The sequence below is a fragment of the Streptomyces sp. NPDC025793 genome (genome assembly GCF_055558375.1).
Window position 1 is genome coordinate 230555 of the sequence record NZ_JBVHMR010000002.1, and the last position, 21885, is coordinate 252439.

The following is a 21885-nucleotide window of genomic DNA, read 5'->3' on the forward strand; positions in this document are numbered from 1 at the left end:
TCGATTTCATCCAGGGGCGGCCCGGTGAAGATCACGGGACCGCCCGGTGAAAGCGGGCCCGAACAGCTTCCGGCATACCCGTGTAAGAGCCGCTCTTGCGGCGTTGGGAAGCTCTCCACTCGATACTGGATATAGAGGACAGGTCGCCGGAGTTCTTCGATCTTGTGACGGGCACCGCGGCACTTCCGCTCTCCGCGCCTCGTTACCATGCGTGGACGCACATTCCGACGACCACTGACGACGAGGGACGGGCGAGCGTGGCCGAGGCGGCTGACTTCCAGGCAACCAGTGCCTCCCCTGCCCGCCGCTGGGTGCGGCGCGCCGGAGCGCTGCTCGCCGGAGCGCCACTGCTGGCCGGTCTGCTCCAGTTGCCCGCTGCTGTGCCCGCCCAGGCCGCTTCCTCGGGCACGGTGTCCGTCGCCCTGGACACGCTCACCCCGAGCGCCCCCACCGACGGCGACACGCTGACCGTGTCCGGCACGGTCATCAACAACGGCAAGCAGCCCGTCACCAGCGCCCACGTAGGCCTGCGGGTGGGCCCCATGGTGACCACCCGCTCGGAGATCGACAGCATCGCCCAGCACTCCGACGACCCGCAGAGTGCCGCCGGGTCCGAGGTCGGCGGGAAGTACGTGGAGAAGTTCGCCAAGCTGGACCCGGGCGTCGCCGAGCACTTCAGCATCTCCGTTCCGGTGGACAAGCTCGACCTCGGCGCGGACGGTGTCTACGAATTCGGCGTCTCCCTGTCCGGCCAGACCTCCGCCCAGGCCTGGGACCAGGTGCTCGGCGTCCAGCAGACGTTCCTGCCGTGGCAGCCGTCCGACGCCGGCACCAAGACGAAGACGACGTTCCTGTGGCCGCTGATCTCCACGGTCCACATGACGGCCAAGACGGGCGCCGGCGAGCTGCAGACGCCGGTGTTCCTCAACGCCGACCTGGCCAAGGAGCTGGCTCCGGGCGGCCGGCTGGCCCAGATGGTGGATCTCGGCAAGGACCTCGACGTCACCTGGGTGATCGACCCGGACCTGCTGGCCTCCGTGGACGCGATGGCGACCGGCAACTACCGGCTCCCCGGTGACAACGGCACGACCACACCCGGCCCGAAGGCGCACCAGGCGGTCGCCAAGCAGTGGCTGGCGGACCTCCAGAACGCGGTGGCGGGCAAGGAGGTCGTCGCGCTGCCGTTCGGCGACCCGGACCTGGCGTCCCTCGCGCACAACGGCACCGGCGTCACCGGCTCGCTCAGCCACCTCAAGGACGCCACCGACGTCGCCGCCGTCACCGTCAAAACCGTGCTACATGTCACACCGACCACGGACTTCGCCTGGCCGGTGGAGGGTGCCGTGGACCCGTCGATCATGAAGGTCGCGACGTCCGCGGGAGCCGACCGGGTGATCGCCCGCAGCGACAGCCTCCAGGAGACCGCTGGGCTGTCGTACACGCCCTCCGCCGCCCGCCCGGTCGGCGGAGGCACCACGGCGGTGGTCTCCGACGCCCGGCTGTCCACGGCCTTCGAGGGCGACCTGACCAAGGCCGACACCTCGACGCTGGCCGTGCAGCAGTTCCTGGCCCAGAGCCTTGAGGTGAACGCCCAGACCGACGAGCAGCGCAGCATCGTCGTCGCCCCGCAGCGGATGCCCACGGCGAGCCAGGCCCAGTCGATGGCGGCAGCACTGAAGGCGCTCGACGGTGCGAACTGGTCACAGTCCCAGGACCTCACCTCGGCGGCCAAGGACAAGCCGGACCCGAACGCCACCACGCAGATCCCCTCGACGCAGTACTACCCGTCCTCGCTGCGCAAGCAGGAACTGCCCGTGTCGGCGTTCCAGCAGATCGCGCGCACCCAGGACAAGCTCGACAACTTTCAGGTGATCCTCACCGACCGCTCTCGCGTCGTCACGCCGTTCGGGCGGGCCATAAACCGTGAGATGTCCACGTCGTGGCGCGGCAGGAGTGGGGACGCAGGCAGCTTCCGCGACGGTGTGGAGGGGTGGCTCGACGATCTGGCCGCCCAGGTCAAGCTGATCGACAAGTCGGAGACCAAGCTCTCCGGCCGCAGCGCCACGATCCCGGTGACCGTCCAGAACAATCTCGTCCAGCCCGTCGGCCACCTGATCCTGCGCCTCACCTCGTCCAACCCGACGCGTCTGAAGATCGGCGGGAAGGCCTACTCCGAGCAGCCGGTGGAGATCTCCGGCGGGCACAGCCAGTCCGTGAAGTTCGCCACCGCGGCCAACGCCAACGGCCGGGTCACGGTCGTCGCCCAGCTGTACACCGAGGACGGCCAGGAGTACGGCGACGCCGTCAGCTTCGACGTGAAGGTCACCGAGGTGACGCCCACCGTGATGCTGGTCATCGGCGGCGGTGTGCTGCTCCTCGTCCTCGCGGGATTCCGGATGTACACCCAGCGCAAGCGCGCGGCCGCCCGGCAGGCCGACGAGGACGGTCCGGACGCGGCAGGGGAGGCCGGTGACAAGCCCGGGAACCCCGACGCACCCTCGGATCGTCTCCCGCAGGAACCCGGTGATTCCGGCCTCAGCACAGGGGCAGACGACCCGGAGCAGCCGAGTGACCCTGCGCCGGACACCGCTGCGGAAAACGCCGACCCGTCCGGGACGGGTGAGAGAGTGGACCGTTGAGCGATGTCGTGGCCGGTGGGCCCGGGACGATGAGGTGGGGTAAGCATGAACGCGCCGTACGACGGTGATCGCGGCCAGGGCGCGGCCGGCTCGGGCTACCCCGAGACGCCGCCGGAGCCCGGCCAGGTACCGCCGCAGCACGCGGCGGACATGTACCTCCAGGACGCCTACGACCAGGACCCCTACCGGGCGCAGGACCTGGCCGCCCAGGACCCGGTCGCCGAGGCGCTCTACGACCGCGCCGCGCACCCGCCGCCCCCGCCGGGCAGCTACGGTCAGCAGCAGATGTACGCCTCGCCCGACCAGTCGCCGCACGCCCCCGACCCCCGGGTGTGGGCGCAGACCCCGGCGCCGGAGCCGGAGGGCGCGGGCCCGTACCTGCCCTACGGCGACAACCCGCGCACGACCCGGTTCGTGGGAGTGGACGACCTGGTCACGCACTCCGGCGAGCAGCACCACGAGCCGGACGCCTTCGCGCATCTCTTCAAGGACCAGCAGCAGGGCGGCGGCCACGTGCCCGCCGATCCCTCGCCCTACCCCGGGCCGGCCGCGGCGCAGGGCGCCGGGTACGGCCAGGCCGGCCAGTACCCGCAGGGATACGGGCAGAGCCCGCAGCAGGGCGACCCGTACGCCGCAACCGCCTACCCGGCCGTGCCCGGCAACCCCGCGCAGCCCCCGGTACCCACCCCTGCCGCGGCACCGGCGCCTGCCGGGCCGCACGGCGGCGGGGAGCCGGAGGCCTCCGCCTCCACCATGGCCCTGACCGCCGTCCCCGACTCCGAGGCGCCCGCCGCGTCCGCGAAGAAGGGCGGCAAGGCGGCCAACCTGATGAAGTCCAGTGCCGTGATGGCGGCGGGCACGATGGTCTCCCGCCTGACCGGCTTCGTCCGCTCCGCGCTGATCGTCTCGGCGCTCGGCCTCGGCTTCCTCGGCGACTCCTTCCAGGTCGCCTACCAGCTGCCGACGATGATCTACATCCTCACCGTCGGCGGCGGCCTCAACTCCGTCTTCGTGCCGCAGCTGGTGCGGGCGATGAAGGAGGACGAGGACGGCGGCGAGGCGTTCGCCAACCGGCTGCTGACGCTGGTGATGGTGGCGCTGGCCGCGCTGACCGGTCTCGCGATGTTCGCGGCGCCTCTGCTGGTGCGCATGCTGTCCAACCCGGTCGCCACCAACCCTGCGGCCAACGACGTCGCGGTCACCTTCACCCGCTACTTCCTGCCCTCGATCTTCTTCATGGGCATCCACGTGGTGATGGGGCAGATCCTCAACGCGCGCGGGAAGTTCGGCGCGATGATGTGGACCCCGGTACTGAACAACATCGTCATCATCGTGACGCTCGGCGCGTTCATCTGGGTCTACGGCAGCGCAGCCCACTCCCACATGAAGGTCACGAACATCCCGGCGGAGGGCCAGCGCCTGCTCGGCGTCGGTGTACTGCTCGGTCTGGTCGTCCAGGCGCTGGCGATGATCCCGTATCTGCGCGAGACGGGCTTCCGGATCCGGCTGCGGTTCGACTGGAAGGGCCACGGCCTCGGCAAGGCCGCCATGCTCGCCAAGTGGACGATCCTGTTCGTGCTGGCCAACCAGGCCGGCGCGATGATCGTCACGCAGTTGTCCACGGCGGCCGGCAAGGACTCCGGCATCGCCGGCACCGGCTTCGCCGCGTATGCCAACGCCCAGCTGATCTGGGGTCTGCCGCAGGCCATCATCACGGTGTCCCTGATGGCCGCCCTGCTGCCGCGCATCTCGCGCTCGGCCGCCGAGGGCGACGAGAGCGCGGTCCGTGACGACATCTCACAGGGCCTGCGCACCACCGCCGTCGCCATCGTCCCGGTCGCCTTCGGCTTCCTCGCCCTCGGCATCCCGATGTGCACGCTGATCTTCGGCTCCTCGGGCACCGGCGAGGCCACCAACATGGGCTACATGCTGATGGCCTTCGCCCTCGGCCTGATCCCGTACTCCGTGCAGTACGTCGTCCTGCGCGCCTTCTACGCCTATGAAGACACCCGCACCCCCTTCTACAACACGGTCATCGTCGCCGTCGTCAACGCGGGTGCCTCGGCGCTGTGCTTCTTCGTGCTGCCCGCCCGCTGGGCGGTCGCCGGCATGGCCGCCTCGTACGGCCTGGCCTACGCGATCGGGGTGGGCGTCGCCTGGCGGCGGCTGCGCAAGCGGCTCGGCGGCGACCTGGACGGCTCCCGGGTGCTGCGGACGTACGCGCGGCTGTGCATCGCCTCCGTACCAGCGGCCCTGCTCAGCGGGGCCGCCTGCTACGGCATCGGCCACAGCCTCGGCCAGGGCGTCGTCGGCTCCTTCGCCGCGCTGCTCGTCGGCGGTGCCATCCTGCTCGGTGTCTTCTTCGTCGCCGCCCGGCGCATGCGCATCGAGGAACTCAACTCGCTCGTGGGCATGGTCCGCGGACGTCTGGGCCGCTGAAGCGGGGGTAGGCGCACAACCATCGTCCGCCGCCGCGTGTCGTGCATAGCGGCAGACTGTGGGCACAATTGGTTTCGGCGTCGGACAGCGTGCAACGGATGGGGAGGCAGGGACGACGGTGGCGGAACGGAGCACGGCTGCCGTCGACGTGGCAGACAACAGCGGCGAGCAGCCGCTGACCGCCAAGGCGGACCAGTCCACGGCCGACGGGGTGGCCAAGAACCCGGAGCGGGACAAGGGCAGCGACAAGGCGCAGGGGAGCAGCGGAATCGACGGTCCTGGAGAGAAGACGTCGTCTCCCGAACTGCACAGCGGTCACAAGCTCGCCAGACGCTACCGACTGGAGGAGTGCGTCACCCGTCTGGACGGATTCAGCAGTTGGCGTGCGGTCGACGAGAAACTCCGCCGTGCCGTCGGCGTCCACATCCTGCCCGCGGAGCACACCCGGGCCCGTTCCGTCCTGGCTGCCGCCCGCTCCTCCGCCCTGCTGGGCGACCCGCGTTTCGTCCAGGTCCTGGACGCTGTCGAGGAGAACGACCTCGTCTACGTCGTGCACGAGTGGCTGCCCGACGCCACCGAGCTGACCGCGCTGCTCGCGGCGGCACCGCTGGAGCCGCACGACGCCTACCAGATGGTCAGTCAGATCGCCTCCGCCATGGCTGCCGCGCACCGTGAGGGTCTCGCCCATCTGCGGCTGAACCCGAACGCCGTGCTGCGTGCCTCGACCGGGCAGTGGCGTATCCGCGGCCTCGCGGTGAACGCCGCGCTGCGCGGCATCAGCTCCGACACCCCGCAGCGCACGGACACCGAGGCGATCGGCGCCCTGCTGTACGCGGCGCTGACCCAGCGCTGGCCGTACGAGAGCGACGCGTACGGCCTGTCCGGGCTGCCCAAGGGCGTCGGCCTCATCGCGCCCGACCAGGTGCGCGCCGGTGTCCACCGGGGCCTCTCGGAGCTGGCCATGCGCGCGCTCGCCAACGACGGGGCCACCGCGTCCCGGCACGAGGCCGCATGCACCACGCCGGAGGAACTGGTGAAGGCCATCGGCGAGATGCCTCGCATCCGCCCGCCGGAGCCGGCGTTCGCCGCCCCGCCGGAGTACCAGCGCACGACCTACCAGCAGGGCACGTACGGCCGCCCGGCGCCGCACGCCGGCGCCACGCAGCCGATCGCGGCTCCGCCGCCCCCGCTCCAGAGCCGCACCGGCAAGGCCCTGAAGTGGGCGGTGTCGGCACTGCTCATCGCGGCCCTCGGCCTGGGCAGCTGGCAGCTGGCGGACGCGCTGATGGACCAGGGCGGCAAGTCCGACGACACCAACAAGAGCCAGCAGACGAACGACGGCGACAAGGGCACCACGAAGACGAAGCCGACGCCGATAAAGATCCAGGGCGGCCAGGAGTTCGTCGCCAAGGGCGACCCCCAGCACCCCGGCGACGTCCCCAAGACTTACGACGGCGACAAGAACACGTACTGGAGGACCAGGACCTTCAACTCGGGTCCGGTCATCGCCCCCTACAAGCCGGGCGTCGGCATCGTCTACGACCTGGGTTCGGCCAAGCAGCTCAGCACGGCCACGATCGATCTGCGCTACGGCGGTGACCACACGACGGTCGAGCTGTACGTGGCCGACTCGCTGGCGCCGGCATCGCTGGACTCGATGACCCAGATCGGCAAGGTCACGACGACGGACAACACCGCTACGGTGAAGGTGACCAAGTCAGTGAAGACGCAGTACGTCCTCGTCTGGCTGACAGCCGTACCGAACTCGGGGTACGACCCCACTCTGTACTCCGGTGCCGGCTTCAAGCAGGCCATCGGCGAAGTGCAGTTCGCGGGCTGACGTCTCACCCGGACCGGAGGGGGCAGATGGCGGAGGGCGCCGGATACGACGGGGTGAGCGACAAGGACCTGCTCGCCCGCCACGTGGAGGGCGATCCCGAGGCGTTCGGTGAGCTCGTGCGGCGGCATCGGGACCGGCTCTGGGCGGTGGCGCTGCGGACGCTCGGGGACCGTGAGGAGGCCGCCGACGCGGTCCAGGACGCCCTGGTGTCGGCATACCGGGCCGCCCATACCTTTCGGGGGCAGTCGGCTGTCACGACGTGGCTGCACCGGATCACGGTGAACGCCTGCGTGGACCGTACCCGCAAGGCCGCCTCCCGGAAGACGTCACCGGTCGACGACACCGAGCGGCTGGAGCAGCTACTGGAGCCGCATGAGTCGGCCTCGGCACCGGCTGAACGCAACGACGTGCAACGCCAGCTGTTCGAGGCGCTTGGCACGCTTCCGCAGGAGCAGCGGGCGGCGCTCGTCCTGGTCGACATGCAGGGCTACCCCGTGGCCGAGGCCGCGCGGATTCTCGACGTGCCCACGGGGACCGTGAAGAGCCGCTGCGCCCGAGGCAGAGCGAGACTCCTGCCGTTGCTCACCCATCTACGGCCCGAAAGCGGCGGAGGCGGAAAAGAACCCGGGCAGGGACGGAACCGGGTGCAGGGGACATCCGTCCCACCGGCAACGGGGTCTGCCAACGAGAGCCCCACGGACACGGGACCGAGCGATTCAGCCGTAGTGAAGGGCGGAGGTGGGCGAGCGTGACTTCCACGACTGACACGGCCGGACACCCGGACGTCGAGGAAATCTCCGACCTCACCGAAGGCCTGCTCCCTCCGGACCGCAGCACGGACATACGACGGCACCTGGACACGTGCGAGCCGTGTGCGGATGTCCACGCCTCGCTGGAGGAGATCCGCGGACTGCTGGTGTCCGTGCCGGACGTCGACCCCATGCCGGCCGACGTGGCCGCCCGGATCGATGCCGCCCTCGCCGTCGAAGCGCTCCTCGCCTTCTCCGGCGACGGCACCGAGTCCTCCGTCAACGAGACCGGCACTTCCGGTGACGACATCGACGCGCATGTTTCACGTGAAACATCGGTCGCCATCGAGCGCCCGGCCGACCGCCCCGCTGGACGCCCCCAAGCGGCGACGGGCCCCGGACGGAAAAAGAGCGGCCGCGCCCGGCGCCGTAGGGCCCTCGTGCTGGGCACGGTCCTCACCGCCGCCGTGCTGGGAGCCGGGACCCTGGTGATCCAATCGTTCACCGGCGGCAGCTCCACCATGACGGCACACGGCACGCCGAGCCCGTCCATCAGCGTGTTCTCCGGCGCCAGCGTCCAGAACCAGGTGCACGACCTGCTCGCCGCAAAGAGGCCGGAGCAGCCGGGCTACAAGAGCCAGCACCCACGGTCCGGGGTCACGGAGAACCAGAGCACGCCGACCGGCACCGAGAGCGCCAACACCCTGCTGCAGACGGAGATCCCCATCCCTGACTGTGTGCGGCGGGCGATCCCGCGCAGTGATCAGGCCCTGGCGGCGAAGACCGGCACCTACGGTGGGAAGAGCGCCTATCTGGTCGTTCTGCCGGAGCCCGGTGACAGCACCCGTGTCACGGCCTACGTCGTCGACGCGGCCTGTATTCGCCAGCAGTCCGGCACCGCCGGGACCGTGCTTCTGAAAGACTCCTTCGCCCGGTCCTGAGTCTGCCGGTGCGGTCCATCGGTCACCCCCACCCGGTATGCGTGTGCCCCGACACACTGGGAATGCGCGCCCCGTAGGATCCGTTGGGTGGGGTGAGAGTTCTGAAAGGGGCTCCCACCGGTCGACTGAGACAGACCAGAGACGAGGAATCAAGCCGTGAGCGACGTCCGTAACGTGATCATCATCGGCTCCGGGCCCGCGGGGTACACGGCGGCGCTCTACACCGCGCGCGCATCGCTGAAGCCCCTGGTGTTCGAGGGCGCCGTCACCGCCGGTGGCGCCCTGATGAACACCACCGAGGTGGAGAACTTCCCCGGCTTCCAGGACGGGATCATGGGCCCCGAGCTCATGGACAACATGCGTGCGCAGGCCGAACGCTTCGGTGCCGAGCTGATCCCCGACGACATCGTCTCCGTCGATCTGACCGGTGAGATCAAGACCGTCACCGACACCGCGGGCACGGTCCACCAGGCGAAGGCCGTCATCGTCGCCACCGGCTCTCAGCATCGCAAGCTCGGCCTGCCGAACGAGGACGCCCTCTCCGGCCGCGGTGTCTCCTGGTGCGCCACCTGTGACGGGTTCTTCTTCAAGGACCAGGACATCGCCGTGATCGGCGGCGGCGACACCGCGATGGAGGAGGCCACCTTCCTCTCGCGCTTCGCCAAGTCCGTGACGATCGTCCACCGCCGGGACAGCCTGCGCGCCTCCAAGGCCATGCAGGAGCGCGCCTTCAACGACCCGAAGATCAAGTTCGTCTGGGACAGCGAGGTCGCCGAGGTACAGGGCGAGCAGAAGCTCTCCGGTCTGAAGCTGCGCAACGTCAAGACCGGCGAGCTGTCCGACCTGGCCGTGACGGGTCTGTTCATCGCGATCGGCCACGACCCGCGCACCGAGCTGTTCAAGGGCCAGCTGGACCTTGACGAGGAGGGCTACCTGAAGGTGGCGTCGCCCTCCACCCGCACCAATGTCACCGGTGTCTTCGCCGCCGGTGACGTGGTCGACCACACCTACCGCCAGGCGATCACCGCGGCCGGCACCGGCTGTTCCTCCGCCCTGGATGCCGAGCGCTTCCTGTCCGCCCTTGCGGACGAGGACTCGACGGAGTCCGAGACCGCCGCCGTCTGACCTTCCCCTTCCCCCGCCCCACCCCACGAACGAGTTAAGGAGCCCGCCGTGGCCGGCACCCTGAAGAACGTGACCGACGCTTCCTTCGAGCAGGACGTCCTCAAGAGCGACAAGCCCGTACTGGTGGACTTCTGGGCCGCCTGGTGCGGTCCGTGCCGCCAGATCGCCCCGTCCCTCGAGGCAATCGCCGCCGAGCACGGCGACAAGATCGAGGTCGTCAAGCTCAACATCGACGAGAACCCGGCCACGGCCGCCAAGTACGGCGTCATGTCGATCCCGACCCTGAACGTCTACCAGGGCGGCGAGGTCGCCAAGACCATCGTCGGCGCCAAGCCGAAGGCCGCGATCGTTCGCGACCTTGAGGACTTCATCGCCGAGTGATGTTTCACGTGAAACACGAATGGGCCGCCCCTCCCGAGGGGCGGCCCATTCGCTTATGTCTCGCCGCTGGCGCAGCCGACTAGAGCGGCCTGAGTGCCGGCTCCTTCTGGACCGCCCCCAGCAGCCGATCGAGCGCCATCTCCACGTCTTCCTTCCAAGAGAGCGTCGAGCGCAGCTCCAGCCGCAGCCGGGGGTGCGTCGGATGCTGCCGTACCGTCTTGAACCCCACGGCCAGCAGATGCTCCGCCGGCAGCAGACAGGCGGGCTCCTTCCAGCGGGCGTCCCCGAAAGCCTCTATCGCCCTGAAACCCCGGCGTAGCAGATCCTTGGCAACCGCCTGCACCAGCACCCGGCCCAGCCCCTGCCCCTGGTAACCGGGCAGGACGAAGGCCGTCATCAGCTGGACGGCGTCGGATGAGACCGGGCTCGTGGGAAAGGCCGTCGAGCGCGGGACATAGGCGGGAGGTGCGTAGAGCACGAACCCCACCGGCAGGTCGTCCACGTACACCACGCGGCCGCACGACCCCCAGTCCAGCAGGACGGCGGAGATCCAGGACTCCTTCTCCAGCGCGGAGGTGCCCGCCTTTACCGCCGCTTCTCCGCTGACGGGGTCCAGTTCCCAGAAGACACAGGAGCGGCAACGTGGGGGAAGGTCCTGAAGGTTGTCCAGTGTGAGCGGCACGAGCCGACGCCCCATGAAGGCTGATCCTCGCTTCCTTCGCCCGCCGCATCACGCGCGGCTGTCAGAGCGCTGCGTTCCCTGAGCAGGCCGACGACGAATCCGCCGACCACTCCGAGACTCAGACCCACGCTCACCAGTCCGGTGCGGCTCATCGATCGCATGGCCCTTGTCTCCCCACTCAGAGATGCATGTGCTGTCCGGTGGATGCGCCATACCATTTCGCATCGTATCCACGAAGCGATTCACTCGATACCGCCTCAAAGCAAAAGAGCGGGCCGTGTTCCGGTACACACCGGACACGGCCCGTTTCCCACACGACCCAGAGGACTGGACGGGGGTCAGTCGTCCTGGTCCTCCGCCGCGCTCTCCTGGAGCTCGTGCTGGAGCACCGGCCCCTCGTCCGGAGCGAGAGTGCTCAGGATCCTCTGGAGATCATCCACGGAGGCGAACTCGACCGTGATCTTGCCCTTCTTCTGACCGAGGTCCACCTTCACCCGGGTCTCGAAGCGGTCCGACAGCCGCGTCGCCAGCTCGTCCAGCGCCGGTGAGAGCCGGGAGCCGGCACGCGGACCCTTGGGACGTTGGGGCTTCTGGGGACGCGAGCCCATGAGGGTCACGATCTCCTCGACGGCACGCACCGACAGCCCCTCGGCGACGATGCGGTGCGCCAACCGGTCCTGCTCCTCAGGATCCGTCACCGACAGCAGCGCCCGGGCATGACCGGCGGAGAGCACTCCGGCGGCGACCCGCTTCTGGACCGTCGGCGAAAGCTTCAGCAGCCGCAGCGTGTTGGAGACCTGGGGGCGGGACCGCCCGATCCGGTCGGCCAGCTGGTCGTGCGTGCAGTTGAAGTCCTTGAGCAACTGGTCGTAGGCGGCTGCCTCTTCCAGCGGGTTCAGCTGCGCACGGTGCAGGTTCTCCAGCAGGGCATCGAGAAGGAGCTTCTCGTCTTCGGTGGCCCGGACGATCGCCGGGATGGCTTCCAGGCCGGCTTCACGGCAGGCCCGCCAACGGCGCTCACCCATGATCAGCTCATAGCGGGCGGGCCCCAACTGCCGTACCACGACGGGCTGGAGGAGACCGACTTCCTGGATGGAGGTGACCAGTTCCTGGAGAGCGTCCTCGTCGAAGACATCACGCGGCTGACGCGGGTTGGGCGAAATGGCGTCGATGGGGATCTCGGCGAAGTGGGCACCCATCGGGGCAGCCGGCAGCTCCGAGACCGGGGGCTCCACGACGGTCTCCTGTGCGACGGGTGGCAGCGTGGCCACCTTCGCCGCGGCCACCCCGCGGTCGGTCGTCAGTACCGGAACGGCCGTCGGAGAGGCAGAGGCTCCGCCTCCCAGCGCGGCCGGGGACGGCGTCTTCTCGGTCGGGGCAGCGGGGATCAGTGCGCCAAGACCACGACCCAACCCCCTCCGTCGTTCACTCACTGGATCCCCTCCACCATGCTCGGGTCGTTCTGAGCGCCGAGATGGGCCTGGCTCGCGTCGTAGCTGATACCGATGCCCTTCAGCGCGATTTCTCGGGCCGCCTCAAGATAGGACAGGGCGCCACTCGATCCGGGATCGTAGGTCAGCACCGTCTGTCCGTAACTCGGCGCCTCGGAGATACGGACCGAGCGGGGAATGCTCGTCCGCAGCACCTCGTCGCCGAAGTGGGTGCGCACCTCTTCCGCGACCTGGGAGGCAAGACGCGTCCGGCCGTCGTACATGGTGAGCAGGATGGTCGACACGTGCAGTGTGGGGTTGAGGTGCCCCCGCACCAGGTCGACGTTGCGGAGCAACTGGCCCAGGCCCTCCAGCGCGTAGTACTCGCACTGGATCGGGATGAGGACCTCCTGGCCCGCAACCAGTGCGTTGACCGTCAGCAGACCGAGTGAGGGCGGGCAGTCGATGAGGATGTAGTCCAGCGGCTGCTCGTAGGCCTGGATCGCCCGCTGCAGCCGGCTTTCCCGGGCCACGAGGGAGACCAACTCGATCTCCGCACCCGCGAGATCGATGGTGGCGGGAGCACAGAAGAGACCCTCGACGTCCGGGACGGGCTGGACGACTTCGGCGAGCGGCTTGCTCTCCACCAACACGTCGTAGATGGAAGGAACTTCGGCGTGGTGGTCGATCCCGAGAGCGGTGGACGCGTTGCCCTGGGGGTCAAGATCGATCACCAGGACGCGCCCGCCGTGGAGCGCCAGGGAAGCGGCAAGGTTGACGGTCGTCGTCGTCTTGCCGACGCCGCCCTTCTGGTTGGCGACCACGATGACTCGGGTCTGCTCCGGTCTGGGCAGACCTTCGCCGGCGCGGCCCAGCGCCTCCACCGCCAGTTGGGCCGCACGACCGATCGGGGTGTCGTCCATCGGAGGCGGTGTTTCACGTGAAACATCCGCCCCCATCGACTCGGTACGGGGACCGGGGACCGGATCGGTCATCGGTCCCGCGATGTTGGCGTCGGACCGCAAGGATTCACTCTCCTCGACTTCAGGCTCGCAATGAACAGAGCCTCCCATGCCTTCGGGGTCGCGAACCAGTGAGGCCTGGTGTTCTGTGGAGAAATCCACCTCTGTGGACAACTCCGCTGCCCCTCCGAGTGAGCCGAGAGGCTTGCGGTCGCGCGGTTCGGCCGCGGCGCGGCCACGACTGATGATGCCGTGCAGCAGTGAGCGACGTTTCACGTGAAACACGATGCACAGCGGCTGCGACCGGACCTCTGCGACACTCCGGCTTGCGTAGCTCGGGCAGCTTGTGTGGAGTACGTCTCGTCGTCAGGACGGACGAGACGTCACCACGGACGAGACGCGACCACAGCGACCTCGTTCGACTGTTCAGCGACGACGCCGCGCCCGGCCGGCCCGGGCCGCCTTTGCTCGCTTCGCCGCGAACCGCACACCGCCCGGGCTCTCGCCGACCTCCACCCGGACCACCGTCGACATCGGGTCCACGATGCCCTCGCCCACATGCAGGATGGACGTCTCCACTGCACCGAGCTTGCTGAGGGCCGTGGCCGACGCCTTCAGTTCCTCCTCCGCGGTGTCCCCCTTGAGGGCGAGCATCTCGCCGTAGGGACGCAGCAGCGGAATGCCCCAGGTGGCCAGCCGGTCCAGCGGGGCCACGGCCCGGGCGGTCACCACGTGGACCGGGGACAGCTTGCCCAGGACCTCCTCGGCACGGCCGCGCACGACCGTGACGTGGTCCAGGCCGAGCAGCTCGACGACCTCGGTGAGGAAGTTGGTGCGCCGGAGCAGGGGCTCCAACAGGGTGATGTTCAGATCCTCCCGGACCAGGGCCAGGGGAATGCCGGGCAGCCCTGCGCCGGAGCCGACGTCGCAGACCGTCACGCCCTCGGGAACGGCCTCCGAGAGCACCGCACAGTTGAGGATGTGCCGCTCCCACAGACGGGGCACTTCGCGCGGGCCGATCAGGCCGCGCTGCACGCCCGCCTCGGCGAGCAGCTCCGCGTAGCGGACCGCATCGGCGAAGCGATCACCAAACACTTCCCGCGCCTGTTCGGGCGCGGGGGGAAGCTCCGCTGCCTCCGTCACGGGGACCGTCCTTCCGTACAGCGCCGGTGCTTCGCACACCGGCCACCAGAACTACCAGGCTGACAAAGTTCGGCCCCGTCTGCTCAACAGACGGGGCCGGAAAACGCGGGGGACCGATCAGGCGGGCAGCACGACGACGAACCGCTGCGGTTCCTCGCCCTCGGACTCGCTGCGCAGTCCCGCGGTCTTGACCGCGTCGTGCACGACCTTGCGCTCGAACGGGGTCATCGGCTTGAGCTTGACGGGCTCGCCGGTGCTCTTCACCTCGGCGGCGGCCTTGGCCCCCAGCTCGGACAGCTCGGCGCGCTTCTTGGCGCGGTAGCCCGCGATGTCCAGCATGAGCCGACTGCGGTCACCGGTCTCCCGGTGCACGGCCAGACGCGTCAGCTCCTGAAGCGCCTCCAGCACCTCGCCGTCCCGGCCGACCAACTTCTGAAGGTCGCGGCTGCCGCTGTCGCTGATGATCGACACGGAGGCGCGATCGGCCTCGACGTCCATGTCGATGTCACCGTCGAGGTCGGCGATGTCGAGCAGACCCTCCAGGTAGTCCGCCGCGATCTCGCCCTCCTGCTCCAGGCGGGTCAGGGTGTCTGCACCCTCGGCAGCGGCGGAGGTGGTGCCTTCCGTCACGGGATGGGCTCCTTCTTACTTCTTGGACGGGGACTTGGGCCGCTGCGGGCCACCCTTGCGCTGGCCGGACTGGGCCCTGCTACGGGTGCCGCCGGGCTTGGAGGACTGCTGGGCAGCGGAGGACTTGGCGTCCTCCGGCTCGTCGGCCTTCTCCAGCGACGTGGTGGACTCGCCGGCCGGCTTCGGCCCGCCGGACTGGCGCTGAGACTTGGACTGGCGCTTGGGCTGCTGGCGCTTGCCGGCGGCCGCGGTACCGGTCGCGGTGACCGTCGCGCCGTCCTCGGTCTGCGCCGCGGCCTGGGCAGTGCTCTGCACCACGGTGCCGTCGGCCTGGGCGGCGAGGCCGGCCTTGTTCAGCCCGTTGATGAACTTGCGCTCGAACTCGTTGCGCTCGCGGCCCTTGGCGACGATCGCCTTGACGATGGTCTTCTCGCTGCGGCGGCTGACCTTGCCGTGGTGCGTGACGTGCTTGGTCAGACGCTCCAGGTAGGCGGCCTGGGCCTTGGAACCCGGCGTCGGGTTGTTGCGGATGACGTACATCTGCTGACCCATGGTCCACACGTTGGTGGTCAGCCAGTAGACGAGGACACCGACCGGGAAGTTGATGCCGAAGACGGCGAACATGACCGGGAAGACGTACATCAGCATCTTCTGCTGCTGCATGAACGGCGTCTTCACCGTCGTGTCGACGTTCTTCGTCATCAGCTGGCGCTGCGTGTAGAACTGCGAGAACGACATCAGGACGATCATGACCGCGGTCACGACCCGGACGTCGGTCAGCGTGGCGCCCAGCGCCGCGACCTTGTCCGAGCTGTCCATGAACTTCGCAGCGAGCGGGGCCCCGAAGATGTGCGCCTTACGGGCGCTGGCGAGCAGCGGCTCGTTGATGACGCCGATGGTCGAGCCCGTCGCGATGCCGTTGAGCACGTGATACAGGGCGAAGAAGAACGGGGACTGCGCCAGGATGGGAAGGCACGAGGAGAGCGGGTTGGTACCCGTCTCCTTGTACAGCTTCATCATCTCTTCGGACTGACGCTGCTTGTCGTTCTTGTAGCGCTCCTGGATCTTCTTCATCTCCGGCTGGAGCGTCTGCATCGCGCGCGTCGACTTGATCTGCTTCACGAAGAGCGGGATCAGGCAGATGCGGATCAGAATCACCAGGGACACGATGGACAGGCCCCAGGCCCACCCGCTGTCGGCACCGAAGATCGCGCCGTACATCTTGTGGAACTGGACGATGACCCAGGAAACGGGCCAGGTGATGAAACTGAAGAGGCTTGCAATCGTGTCCACTAATCATGCTCCTTGGGCATGGGACGAGGTCTCTGCGGCCGGGCTCGGAGGAAGCTCGGAAGACGGGCTCCCGGGCTCCGCTTCGGTGGCCGGTTCGGCGGCGGAGGTCCCGCCCTTGCGTGCGCGCCAAGCGTTGCGCAGCAGTTCGTGCCACCGCGGACGCTTACGCGGCGGAACATGGTCCACACCGCCCAGCGACCACGGATTGCACCGGAGGATGCGCCAGGCGGTGAGTGCCGTTCCCTTGATCGCACCGTGCCGGTCGATGGCCGTGTAGCCGTAGTGGGAGCACGACGGGTAGTACTTGCACACCGGCCCCAGCAATGGACTGATCGTCCACTGGTACAGCTTGATCAGGGCCAGTAGTGGGTACTTCATCGCGCGCCCCCTCCCAGCAACCGCTGAACTGCGGCATCGAGGTCTCGGGCCAGCTGTGCATGGTCTGCGTCGCCCGATCCGGGCAGCGCTCGTACGACTACCAGGCTACCGGGGGGAAAAAGGGCGACTCGGCCACGCATCAGATGGCGCAGTCTGCGCTTCACTTTGTTGCGCACAACCGCGCCACCCACGGCTTTGCTCACGACGAAACCCGCACGCGTCGGGGGAGCGCTCTCCCCAGGCGCGTGCGGGTCCGTGGCACCGCTACGAAGGTGGACGACGAGGGTCGGGCGTCCTGCCCGGCGTCCTCGTCGTACCGCGGTCGCGAAGTCCTCGCGCCGCCTCAGCCGGTTCTCGGTGGGCAGCACGACGTCATGACCTGATCGGGATCAGGCGGACAGGCTGGCGCGACCCTTGGCACGACGGTTCGCGAGAATCGCGCGGCCGGCACGGGTACGCATCCGCAGGCGGAAGCCGTGGGTCTTCGCGCGACGACGGTTGTTCGGCTGGAAGGTGCGCTTGCTCACTCGGGGGCTCCAGAAATCAAATCGGTGTGGCGGGTGCCGTCCTGGCTGTCACCGTGCGCCCACGAGTAGCTCGCGTCACGCCCGAGTGCACCGCTTCCCGATCACCTGGAGTGATCTGTGCCCATCGGAGGCAGGCGGCAGCAGCCATCGACAACTCGACCTGGTTACGGTACGCGGGGCTACGCCATCCGGTCAAACCGAGGGTCACGGAGAGACACTATCCACAGGCTGGGGACAACAACTTGAACCGTAGCCGCCGCGCTGACTACCGTGGCTGAACTCCCATTCGTTCTTTTGTCCCCCGCCCCGGCGGGTTTGCCCCACCGAACACCCGAAGTACACCCCGACCCGTCCCGCGTCACACGTTCGTGGGACCTGTGAGAGAGCGTGCCCTGTGGCTGACGTACCTGCCGATCTTGCCGCAGTGTGGCCGCGAGTACTCGAGCAGCTCCTCGGGGAGGGGCGCGGACAGGGTGTCGAGGTCAAGGACGAGCACTGGATCCGGCGCTGCCAGCCGCTCGCGCTGGTCGCGGACACCGCCCTGCTCGCCGTGCCGAACGAATTCGCGAAGAACGTGCTGGAGGGCCGTCTCGCGCCGATCGTCAGCGAGACGCTGAGCCGCGAGTGCGGCCGCCCCATCCGCATCGCGATCACCGTGGACGACTCAGCGGGCGAGCCGCCGGCCCCCGCGCCCGTGCAGCAGCCGCCCGGTCCGCGCTACGAGGAGCCGGAGCTGCCCTCCGGCCCGTCGTCGTACGAGGAACGGCCGTACGAGGGCTACGGCCGCCACCGCGCCGCGGACCAGCCCCCGGCCGACGGGCCGCACTCCCGAGGGGACCGTGGTGACCGCGGTGACCGCGGTGACCGCGGTGACCGCGGTGACCAGCTCCCCGTCGTCCGCCCGGCCTACCCCTCCGAGTTCCAGCGGCGCGAGCCGGGCGCCTGGCCGCGGCCCGCGCAGGACGAGTACAGCTGGCAGCAGCCGCGCCTCGGCTTTCCCGAGCGCGACCCCTACGCCTCGCCGTCGTCCCAGGACGCCTACGGCTCCGGACCGGACGGGTACGGCCCGCCGTCCCAGGACTACCGCCCGCAGGGCATGGACCGGCCGAAGTACGAGCAGCAGCGCGGCGAGTACGGCGACTACGACGCCCCGCGCGGGGACCGTGGCGACCGAGGGGACCGTGGTGACTACGAACCGTCCCGCCCGGACTACGACGCCCCGCGCTCCGAGTACGACTCGGGACGCGGCGAGTACGACTCGGGGCGCCCGGAGTACGACTCCTCCCGGGCCGAGTACGACCAGCGCGACCCCGTCCGCCGGGAGCTGCCCGAGCAGCCGGCCGGCGGCGGCCCGGCGCACCGGGGCGGCCACGGGCGCCCGGACATGCCCACGTCCGGCGGACCGGGTCCGCTGGCCGCGAAGCCGGCGCCGGCGGGCGGTCCGGCTGAGCCGACGGCGCGGCTGAACCCGAAGTACCTCTTCGACACGTTCGTCATCGGCGCCTCCAACCGGTTCGCGCACGCGGCCGCGGTGGCGGTCGCCGAGGCGCCGGCGAAGGCGTACAACCCCTTGTTCATCTACGGGGAGTCGGGGCTCGGCAAGACGCATCTGCTGCACGCGATCGGGCACTACGCGCGCAGCCTCTACCCGGGCACGCGCGTGCGGTACGTGAGCTCGGAGGAGTTCACCAACGAGTTCATCAACTCCATCCGCGACGGCAAGGGCGACAGCTTCCGCAAGCGCTACCGCGAGATGGACATCCTGCTCGTCGACGACATCCAGTTCCTCGCGGACAAGGAGTCGACGCAGGAGGAGTTCTTCCACACCTTCAACACGCTCCACAACGCGAACAAGCAGATCGTGCTGTCCAGCGACCGGCCGCCCAAGCAGCTAGTCACGCTGGAGGACCGGCTGCGGAACCGTTTCGAGTGGGGACTGATCACCGACGTCCAGCCGCCGGAGCTGGAGACGCGGATCGCGATCCTGCGCAAGAAGGCCGTGCAGGAGCAGCTGAACGCCCCGCCGGAGGTGCTGGAGTTCATCGCCTCGCGGATCTCGCGGAACATCCGTGAGCTGGAGGGCGCGCTGATCCGCGTGACGGCGTTCGCCTCGCTCAACCGGCAGCCGGTGGACCTGGGCCTGACCGAGATCGTCCTGAAGGACCTGATCCCCGGCGGCGAGGACTCGGCCCCGGAGATCACGGCGACGGCGATCATGGGGGCCACCGCGGACTACTTCGGGCTGACCGTGGAGGACCTGTGCGGCACCTCGCGCGGGCGGGCGCTGGTCACGGCCCGGCAGATCGCGATGTACCTGTGCCGTGAGCTGACGGACCTGTCGCTGCCGAAGATCGGCGCGCAGTTCGGCGGGCGGGACCACACCACCGTCATGCACGCCGACCGGAAGATCCGTGCGCTGATGGCCGAGCGGCGGTCCATCTACAACCAGGTCACCGAGCTGACCAACCGCATCAAGAACGGCTGAGAGCGGCTGCCGGCGGCTGCGCCGGGCTTGAGCCGGAGTTCGAGGGCGCCCTTCGGGATCCACATCCTGGGGGCGCCCTTCTGTGTTCCCGTCGGCTGTTGCCCGCCCGATGCGGGGCCCGGTGGCGGGGCTCGTTGCCGGGTCCCGGTGGCGGACGCGAGAGCTTTGGCGGGCTGGGGGCGTTGCCCGATTGGCACCTGGTGTTCGATTACGTGCCGGGTTACGGCCACTCTCCACAGATTCGCTGAGTTTCTTCCGTCCACACACTGGGGACGGTGGAGTTGTCCCGAACGGCATCCACAGGGAGCCTGTCTCCTGGGGATTCGCCCAGCTCAAGACCCTGTGGAATCGTGGACGAACGATCTCCACAGGCTGTGGAGGAAAAGAAGATCCACAGGCTGTGGACGAGGTTTTCCACTGACGACCCACAGGCTGGGCGCGGTTGTCCCCAGTGATCGTCGGCTTCTCCACATGGCTGTCCACTGTTCGGCAACGCGACGCACCCTGTCACCGCGTCGAGTGAAAGGCGTCACACGAAGGTGCCGGATTCGGGTGTGGGAAACGTGGGTAAACCTGGGGACGCAGCTGGGGAGAACTGCCTCCGGGCTGTGGGCGGTGTGTGCAGAACTTTCTGTTCTCCACAGAGACACCAGGTTGTCCACCGCCTCCGCCCACAGGGCCAGTGGACAAAATTTCGCCTCTGAGCTGGGCAAACGTGGTTATCCACGGTATCCACAGGCCCTACTACTACTCCCGACTAGAGAGAGCTCGGCAATCGTTTTGAAGCGGGTCCTGTGCACAACTCGCTGTCTCGAGCCCGGCTGCCTCTCGGAGCGACTTGACCCCGACGGGCACCTACTGTCAGTGCGGTGCGTCAGACTGGTCCCCGGTGTCCTGCCCTCCGCAGTGGGCGGTGACACCGAGTCGGAGGACTCAGAAGCAACAGCAGCAGGAGGCGGCTTACGGTGAAGATCCGGGTGGAACGCGACGTACTCGCGGAGGCAGTGGCGTGGGCGGCACGCAGCCTCCCGGCCCGTCCGCCGGCGCCTGTCCTCGCCGGCCTTCTCCTCAAGGCCGAGGACGGCCAGCTGAGCCTGTCGAGCTTCGACTACGAGGTCTCCGCTCGCGTGAGCGTCGAGTCCGAGGTCGAGGAGGAGGGCACGGTCCTCGTCTCCGGCCGCCTGCTCGCCGACATCTCGCGCGCGCTGCCCAACCGCCCGGTGGAGATTTCCACAGACGGTGTACGGGCGACCGTGGTCTGTGGATCCTCCCGGTTCACCCTGCACACCCTGCCGGTGGAGGAGTACCCGGCGCTGCCGCAGATGCCGAACGCCACCGGCACCGTCCCCGGTGAGGTCTTCGCGGCCGCCGCCTCCCAGGTGGCCATCGCCGCCGGCCGGGACGACACGCTGCCCGTCCTCACCGGTGTGCGCATCGAGATCGAGGGCGACACGGTCACCCTGGCCTCCACCGACCGCTACCGCTTCGCGGTCCGCGAGTTCCTGTGGAAGCCGGAGAACCCCGAGGCCTCGGCGGTCGCCCTGGTCCCGGCCAAGACGCTGCTGGACACCGCCAAGTCGCTCGGTGCCGGTGACACCGTCACGCTGGCGCTGTCCGGTTCGGGCGCGGGCGAGGGCCTGATCGGTTTCGAGGGCGCGGGGCGGCGTACGACCACGCGTCTGCTCGAAGGCGACCTGCCGAAGTACCGCACGCTGTTCCCGACCGAGTTCAACTCCGTCGCCGTGATCGAGACCGCGCCCTTCGTGGAGGCCGTCAAGCGTGTGGCGCTGGTGGCCGAGCGGAACACCCCGGTGCGGCTGAGCTTCGAGCAGGGCGTGCTGATCCTGGAGGCGGGCTCCAGCGACGACGCACAGGCTGTGGAAAGGGTCGACGCGCAGCTGGAGGGCGACGACATCTCGATCGCCTTCAACCCGACCTTCCTGCTGGACGGTCTGAGCGCGATCGACTCCCCGGTGGCCCAGCTGTCGTTCACGACGTCCACGAAGCCGGCGCTGCTCAGCGGCAAGCCGGCGCTGGACGCCGAGGCGGACGACGCGTACAAGTACCTGATCATGCCGGTGCGGCTCAGCGGCTGACCGTCATCCACAGCGCCGGGTGCCCCTGTGGGTACCCGGCGTTTGTGACCGGCGAGGACAGTGGCCGGGGTTTCCGCAGGTGAGCGCGTATGCCCACAGCTGTGCACGAGGGGCCGGGACTAGGCTCGGACCGGGTACGCAGGTG

The 21885-nt window shown here is 69.0% G+C and carries 18 protein-coding genes; 9 read left to right on the forward strand and 9 right to left on the reverse strand.

Annotation, left to right across the window (positions count from 1 at the left end; genetic code table 11):
• Nucleotides 1-257: 257 nt before the first annotated feature.
• From ACZ4MF_RS04880 to trxA, 7 genes are all read left to right on the forward strand, one after another.
• Nucleotides 258-2639: a DUF6049 family protein gene (locus ACZ4MF_RS04880; RefSeq protein ID WP_467489833.1), complete on the forward strand. Its 2382-nt coding sequence runs from the start codon at nucleotides 258-260 to the stop codon at nucleotides 2637-2639.
• Between the two features lie 45 nt (nucleotides 2640-2684).
• On the forward strand, nucleotides 2685-5078 hold the full coding sequence (gene murJ, locus ACZ4MF_RS04885) for a murein biosynthesis integral membrane protein MurJ (protein ID WP_467489835.1): 2394 nt from the start codon (nucleotides 2685-2687) through the stop codon (nucleotides 5076-5078).
• Between the two features lie 118 nt (nucleotides 5079-5196).
• Nucleotides 5197-6918 carry a protein kinase family protein gene (locus ACZ4MF_RS04890; protein ID WP_467489837.1) on the forward strand — a complete coding sequence of 574 codons (1722 nt, stop codon included), beginning with the start codon at nucleotides 5197-5199 and terminating at the stop codon, nucleotides 6916-6918.
• A gap of 26 nt (nucleotides 6919-6944) precedes the next feature.
• Complete coding sequence (sigM, locus tag ACZ4MF_RS04895) at nucleotides 6945-7670, forward strand: RNA polymerase sigma factor SigM (protein WP_467489839.1); 726 nt, start codon at nucleotides 6945-6947, stop codon at nucleotides 7668-7670.
• The gene (locus ACZ4MF_RS04900) at nucleotides 7667-8608 is read left to right on the forward strand and encodes an anti-sigma factor family protein (RefSeq protein WP_467489841.1); all 942 of its coding nucleotides are present in this window, start codon (nucleotides 7667-7669) and stop codon (nucleotides 8606-8608) included. The genes sigM and ACZ4MF_RS04900 overlap by 4 nt, the downstream gene beginning before the upstream one ends.
• A 156-nt stretch (nucleotides 8609-8764) precedes the next feature.
• Complete coding sequence (trxB, locus tag ACZ4MF_RS04905; RefSeq protein ID WP_467489843.1) at nucleotides 8765-9733, forward strand: thioredoxin-disulfide reductase; 969 nt, start codon at nucleotides 8765-8767, stop codon at nucleotides 9731-9733.
• A 48-nt stretch (nucleotides 9734-9781) separates the two neighbouring features.
• The gene (trxA, locus tag ACZ4MF_RS04910) at nucleotides 9782-10114 is read left to right on the forward strand and encodes a thioredoxin (protein WP_071374914.1); all 333 of its coding nucleotides are present in this window, start codon (nucleotides 9782-9784) and stop codon (nucleotides 10112-10114) included.
• Nucleotides 10115-10193: 79 nt separating this feature from the next.
• On the opposite strand, the gene ACZ4MF_RS04915 is transcribed toward trxA, so the two are convergent.
• From ACZ4MF_RS04915 to rpmH, 9 genes are all read right to left on the reverse strand, one after another.
• Nucleotides 10194-10811: a GNAT family N-acetyltransferase gene (locus tag ACZ4MF_RS04915; protein ID WP_467489846.1), complete on the reverse strand. Its 618-nt coding sequence runs from the start codon at nucleotides 10809-10811 to the stop codon at nucleotides 10194-10196.
• Nucleotides 10812-11134: 323 nt separating this feature from the next.
• Complete coding sequence (locus ACZ4MF_RS04920) at nucleotides 11135-12229, reverse strand: ParB/RepB/Spo0J family partition protein (protein WP_467489848.1); 1095 nt, start codon at nucleotides 12227-12229, stop codon at nucleotides 11135-11137.
• Entirely contained in the window at nucleotides 12226-13299 is a 1074-nt protein-coding gene (locus ACZ4MF_RS04925; protein WP_356026185.1) for a ParA family protein, read from the reverse strand. Before ACZ4MF_RS04925 ends, ACZ4MF_RS04920 begins: the two co-directional genes overlap by 4 nt.
• 315 nt (nucleotides 13300-13614) lie before the next feature.
• Entirely contained in the window at nucleotides 13615-14331 is a 717-nt protein-coding gene (gene rsmG, locus ACZ4MF_RS04930; RefSeq protein ID WP_356025866.1) for a 16S rRNA (guanine(527)-N(7))-methyltransferase RsmG, read from the reverse strand.
• Between the two features lie 117 nt (nucleotides 14332-14448).
• A complete protein-coding gene (locus ACZ4MF_RS04935) occupies nucleotides 14449-14961 on the reverse strand; it encodes a Jag family protein (RefSeq protein WP_467489850.1) in 513 nt (170 codons plus the stop codon).
• Between the two features lie 15 nt (nucleotides 14962-14976).
• Complete coding sequence (yidC, locus tag ACZ4MF_RS04940; protein WP_467489852.1) at nucleotides 14977-16254, reverse strand: membrane protein insertase YidC; 1278 nt, start codon at nucleotides 16252-16254, stop codon at nucleotides 14977-14979.
• 3 nt (nucleotides 16255-16257) lie between these two features.
• The gene (yidD, locus tag ACZ4MF_RS04945) at nucleotides 16258-16632 is read right to left on the reverse strand and encodes a membrane protein insertion efficiency factor YidD (protein WP_358652581.1); all 375 of its coding nucleotides are present in this window, start codon (nucleotides 16630-16632) and stop codon (nucleotides 16258-16260) included.
• Complete coding sequence (gene rnpA / locus ACZ4MF_RS04950; RefSeq protein WP_467489854.1) at nucleotides 16629-17000, reverse strand: ribonuclease P protein component; 372 nt, start codon at nucleotides 16998-17000, stop codon at nucleotides 16629-16631. Before rnpA ends, yidD begins: the two co-directional genes overlap by 4 nt.
• Before the next feature lie 21 nt (nucleotides 17001-17021).
• The gene (rpmH, locus tag ACZ4MF_RS04955) at nucleotides 17022-17159 is read right to left on the reverse strand and encodes a 50S ribosomal protein L34 (protein ID WP_015659252.1); all 138 of its coding nucleotides are present in this window, start codon (nucleotides 17157-17159) and stop codon (nucleotides 17022-17024) included.
• Between the two features lie 394 nt (nucleotides 17160-17553).
• Between rpmH and dnaA the strand changes: the two genes are divergently transcribed.
• A complete protein-coding gene (gene dnaA, locus ACZ4MF_RS04960; RefSeq protein ID WP_467489856.1) occupies nucleotides 17554-19644 on the forward strand; it encodes a chromosomal replication initiator protein DnaA in 2091 nt (696 codons plus the stop codon).
• 965 nt (nucleotides 19645-20609) lie between these two features.
• Entirely contained in the window at nucleotides 20610-21740 is a 1131-nt protein-coding gene (gene dnaN / locus ACZ4MF_RS04965) for a DNA polymerase III subunit beta (protein WP_071374904.1), read from the forward strand.
• Nucleotides 21741-21885: the final 145 nt, after the last annotated feature.

Excerpts from the sequence above, each read along its gene's own strand:
- murJ (WP_467489835.1), top strand. The coding sequence starts at position 2,685 with ATGAACGCGCCGTACGACGGTGATCGCGGCCAGGGCGCGGCCGGCTCG.
- sigM (WP_467489839.1), top strand. The coding sequence starts at position 6,945 with ATGGCGGAGGGCGCCGGATACGACGGGGTGAGCGACAAGGACCTGCTC.
- ACZ4MF_RS04915 (WP_467489846.1), bottom strand. The coding sequence starts at position 10,811 with ATGGGGCGTCGGCTCGTGCCGCTCACACTGGACAACCTTCAGGACCTT.
- ACZ4MF_RS04925 (WP_356026185.1), bottom strand. The coding sequence starts at position 13,299 with ATGGGAGGCTCTGTTCATTGCGAGCCTGAAGTCGAGGAGAGTGAATCC.
- yidD (WP_358652581.1), bottom strand. The coding sequence starts at position 16,632 with ATGAAGTACCCACTACTGGCCCTGATCAAGCTGTACCAGTGGACGATC.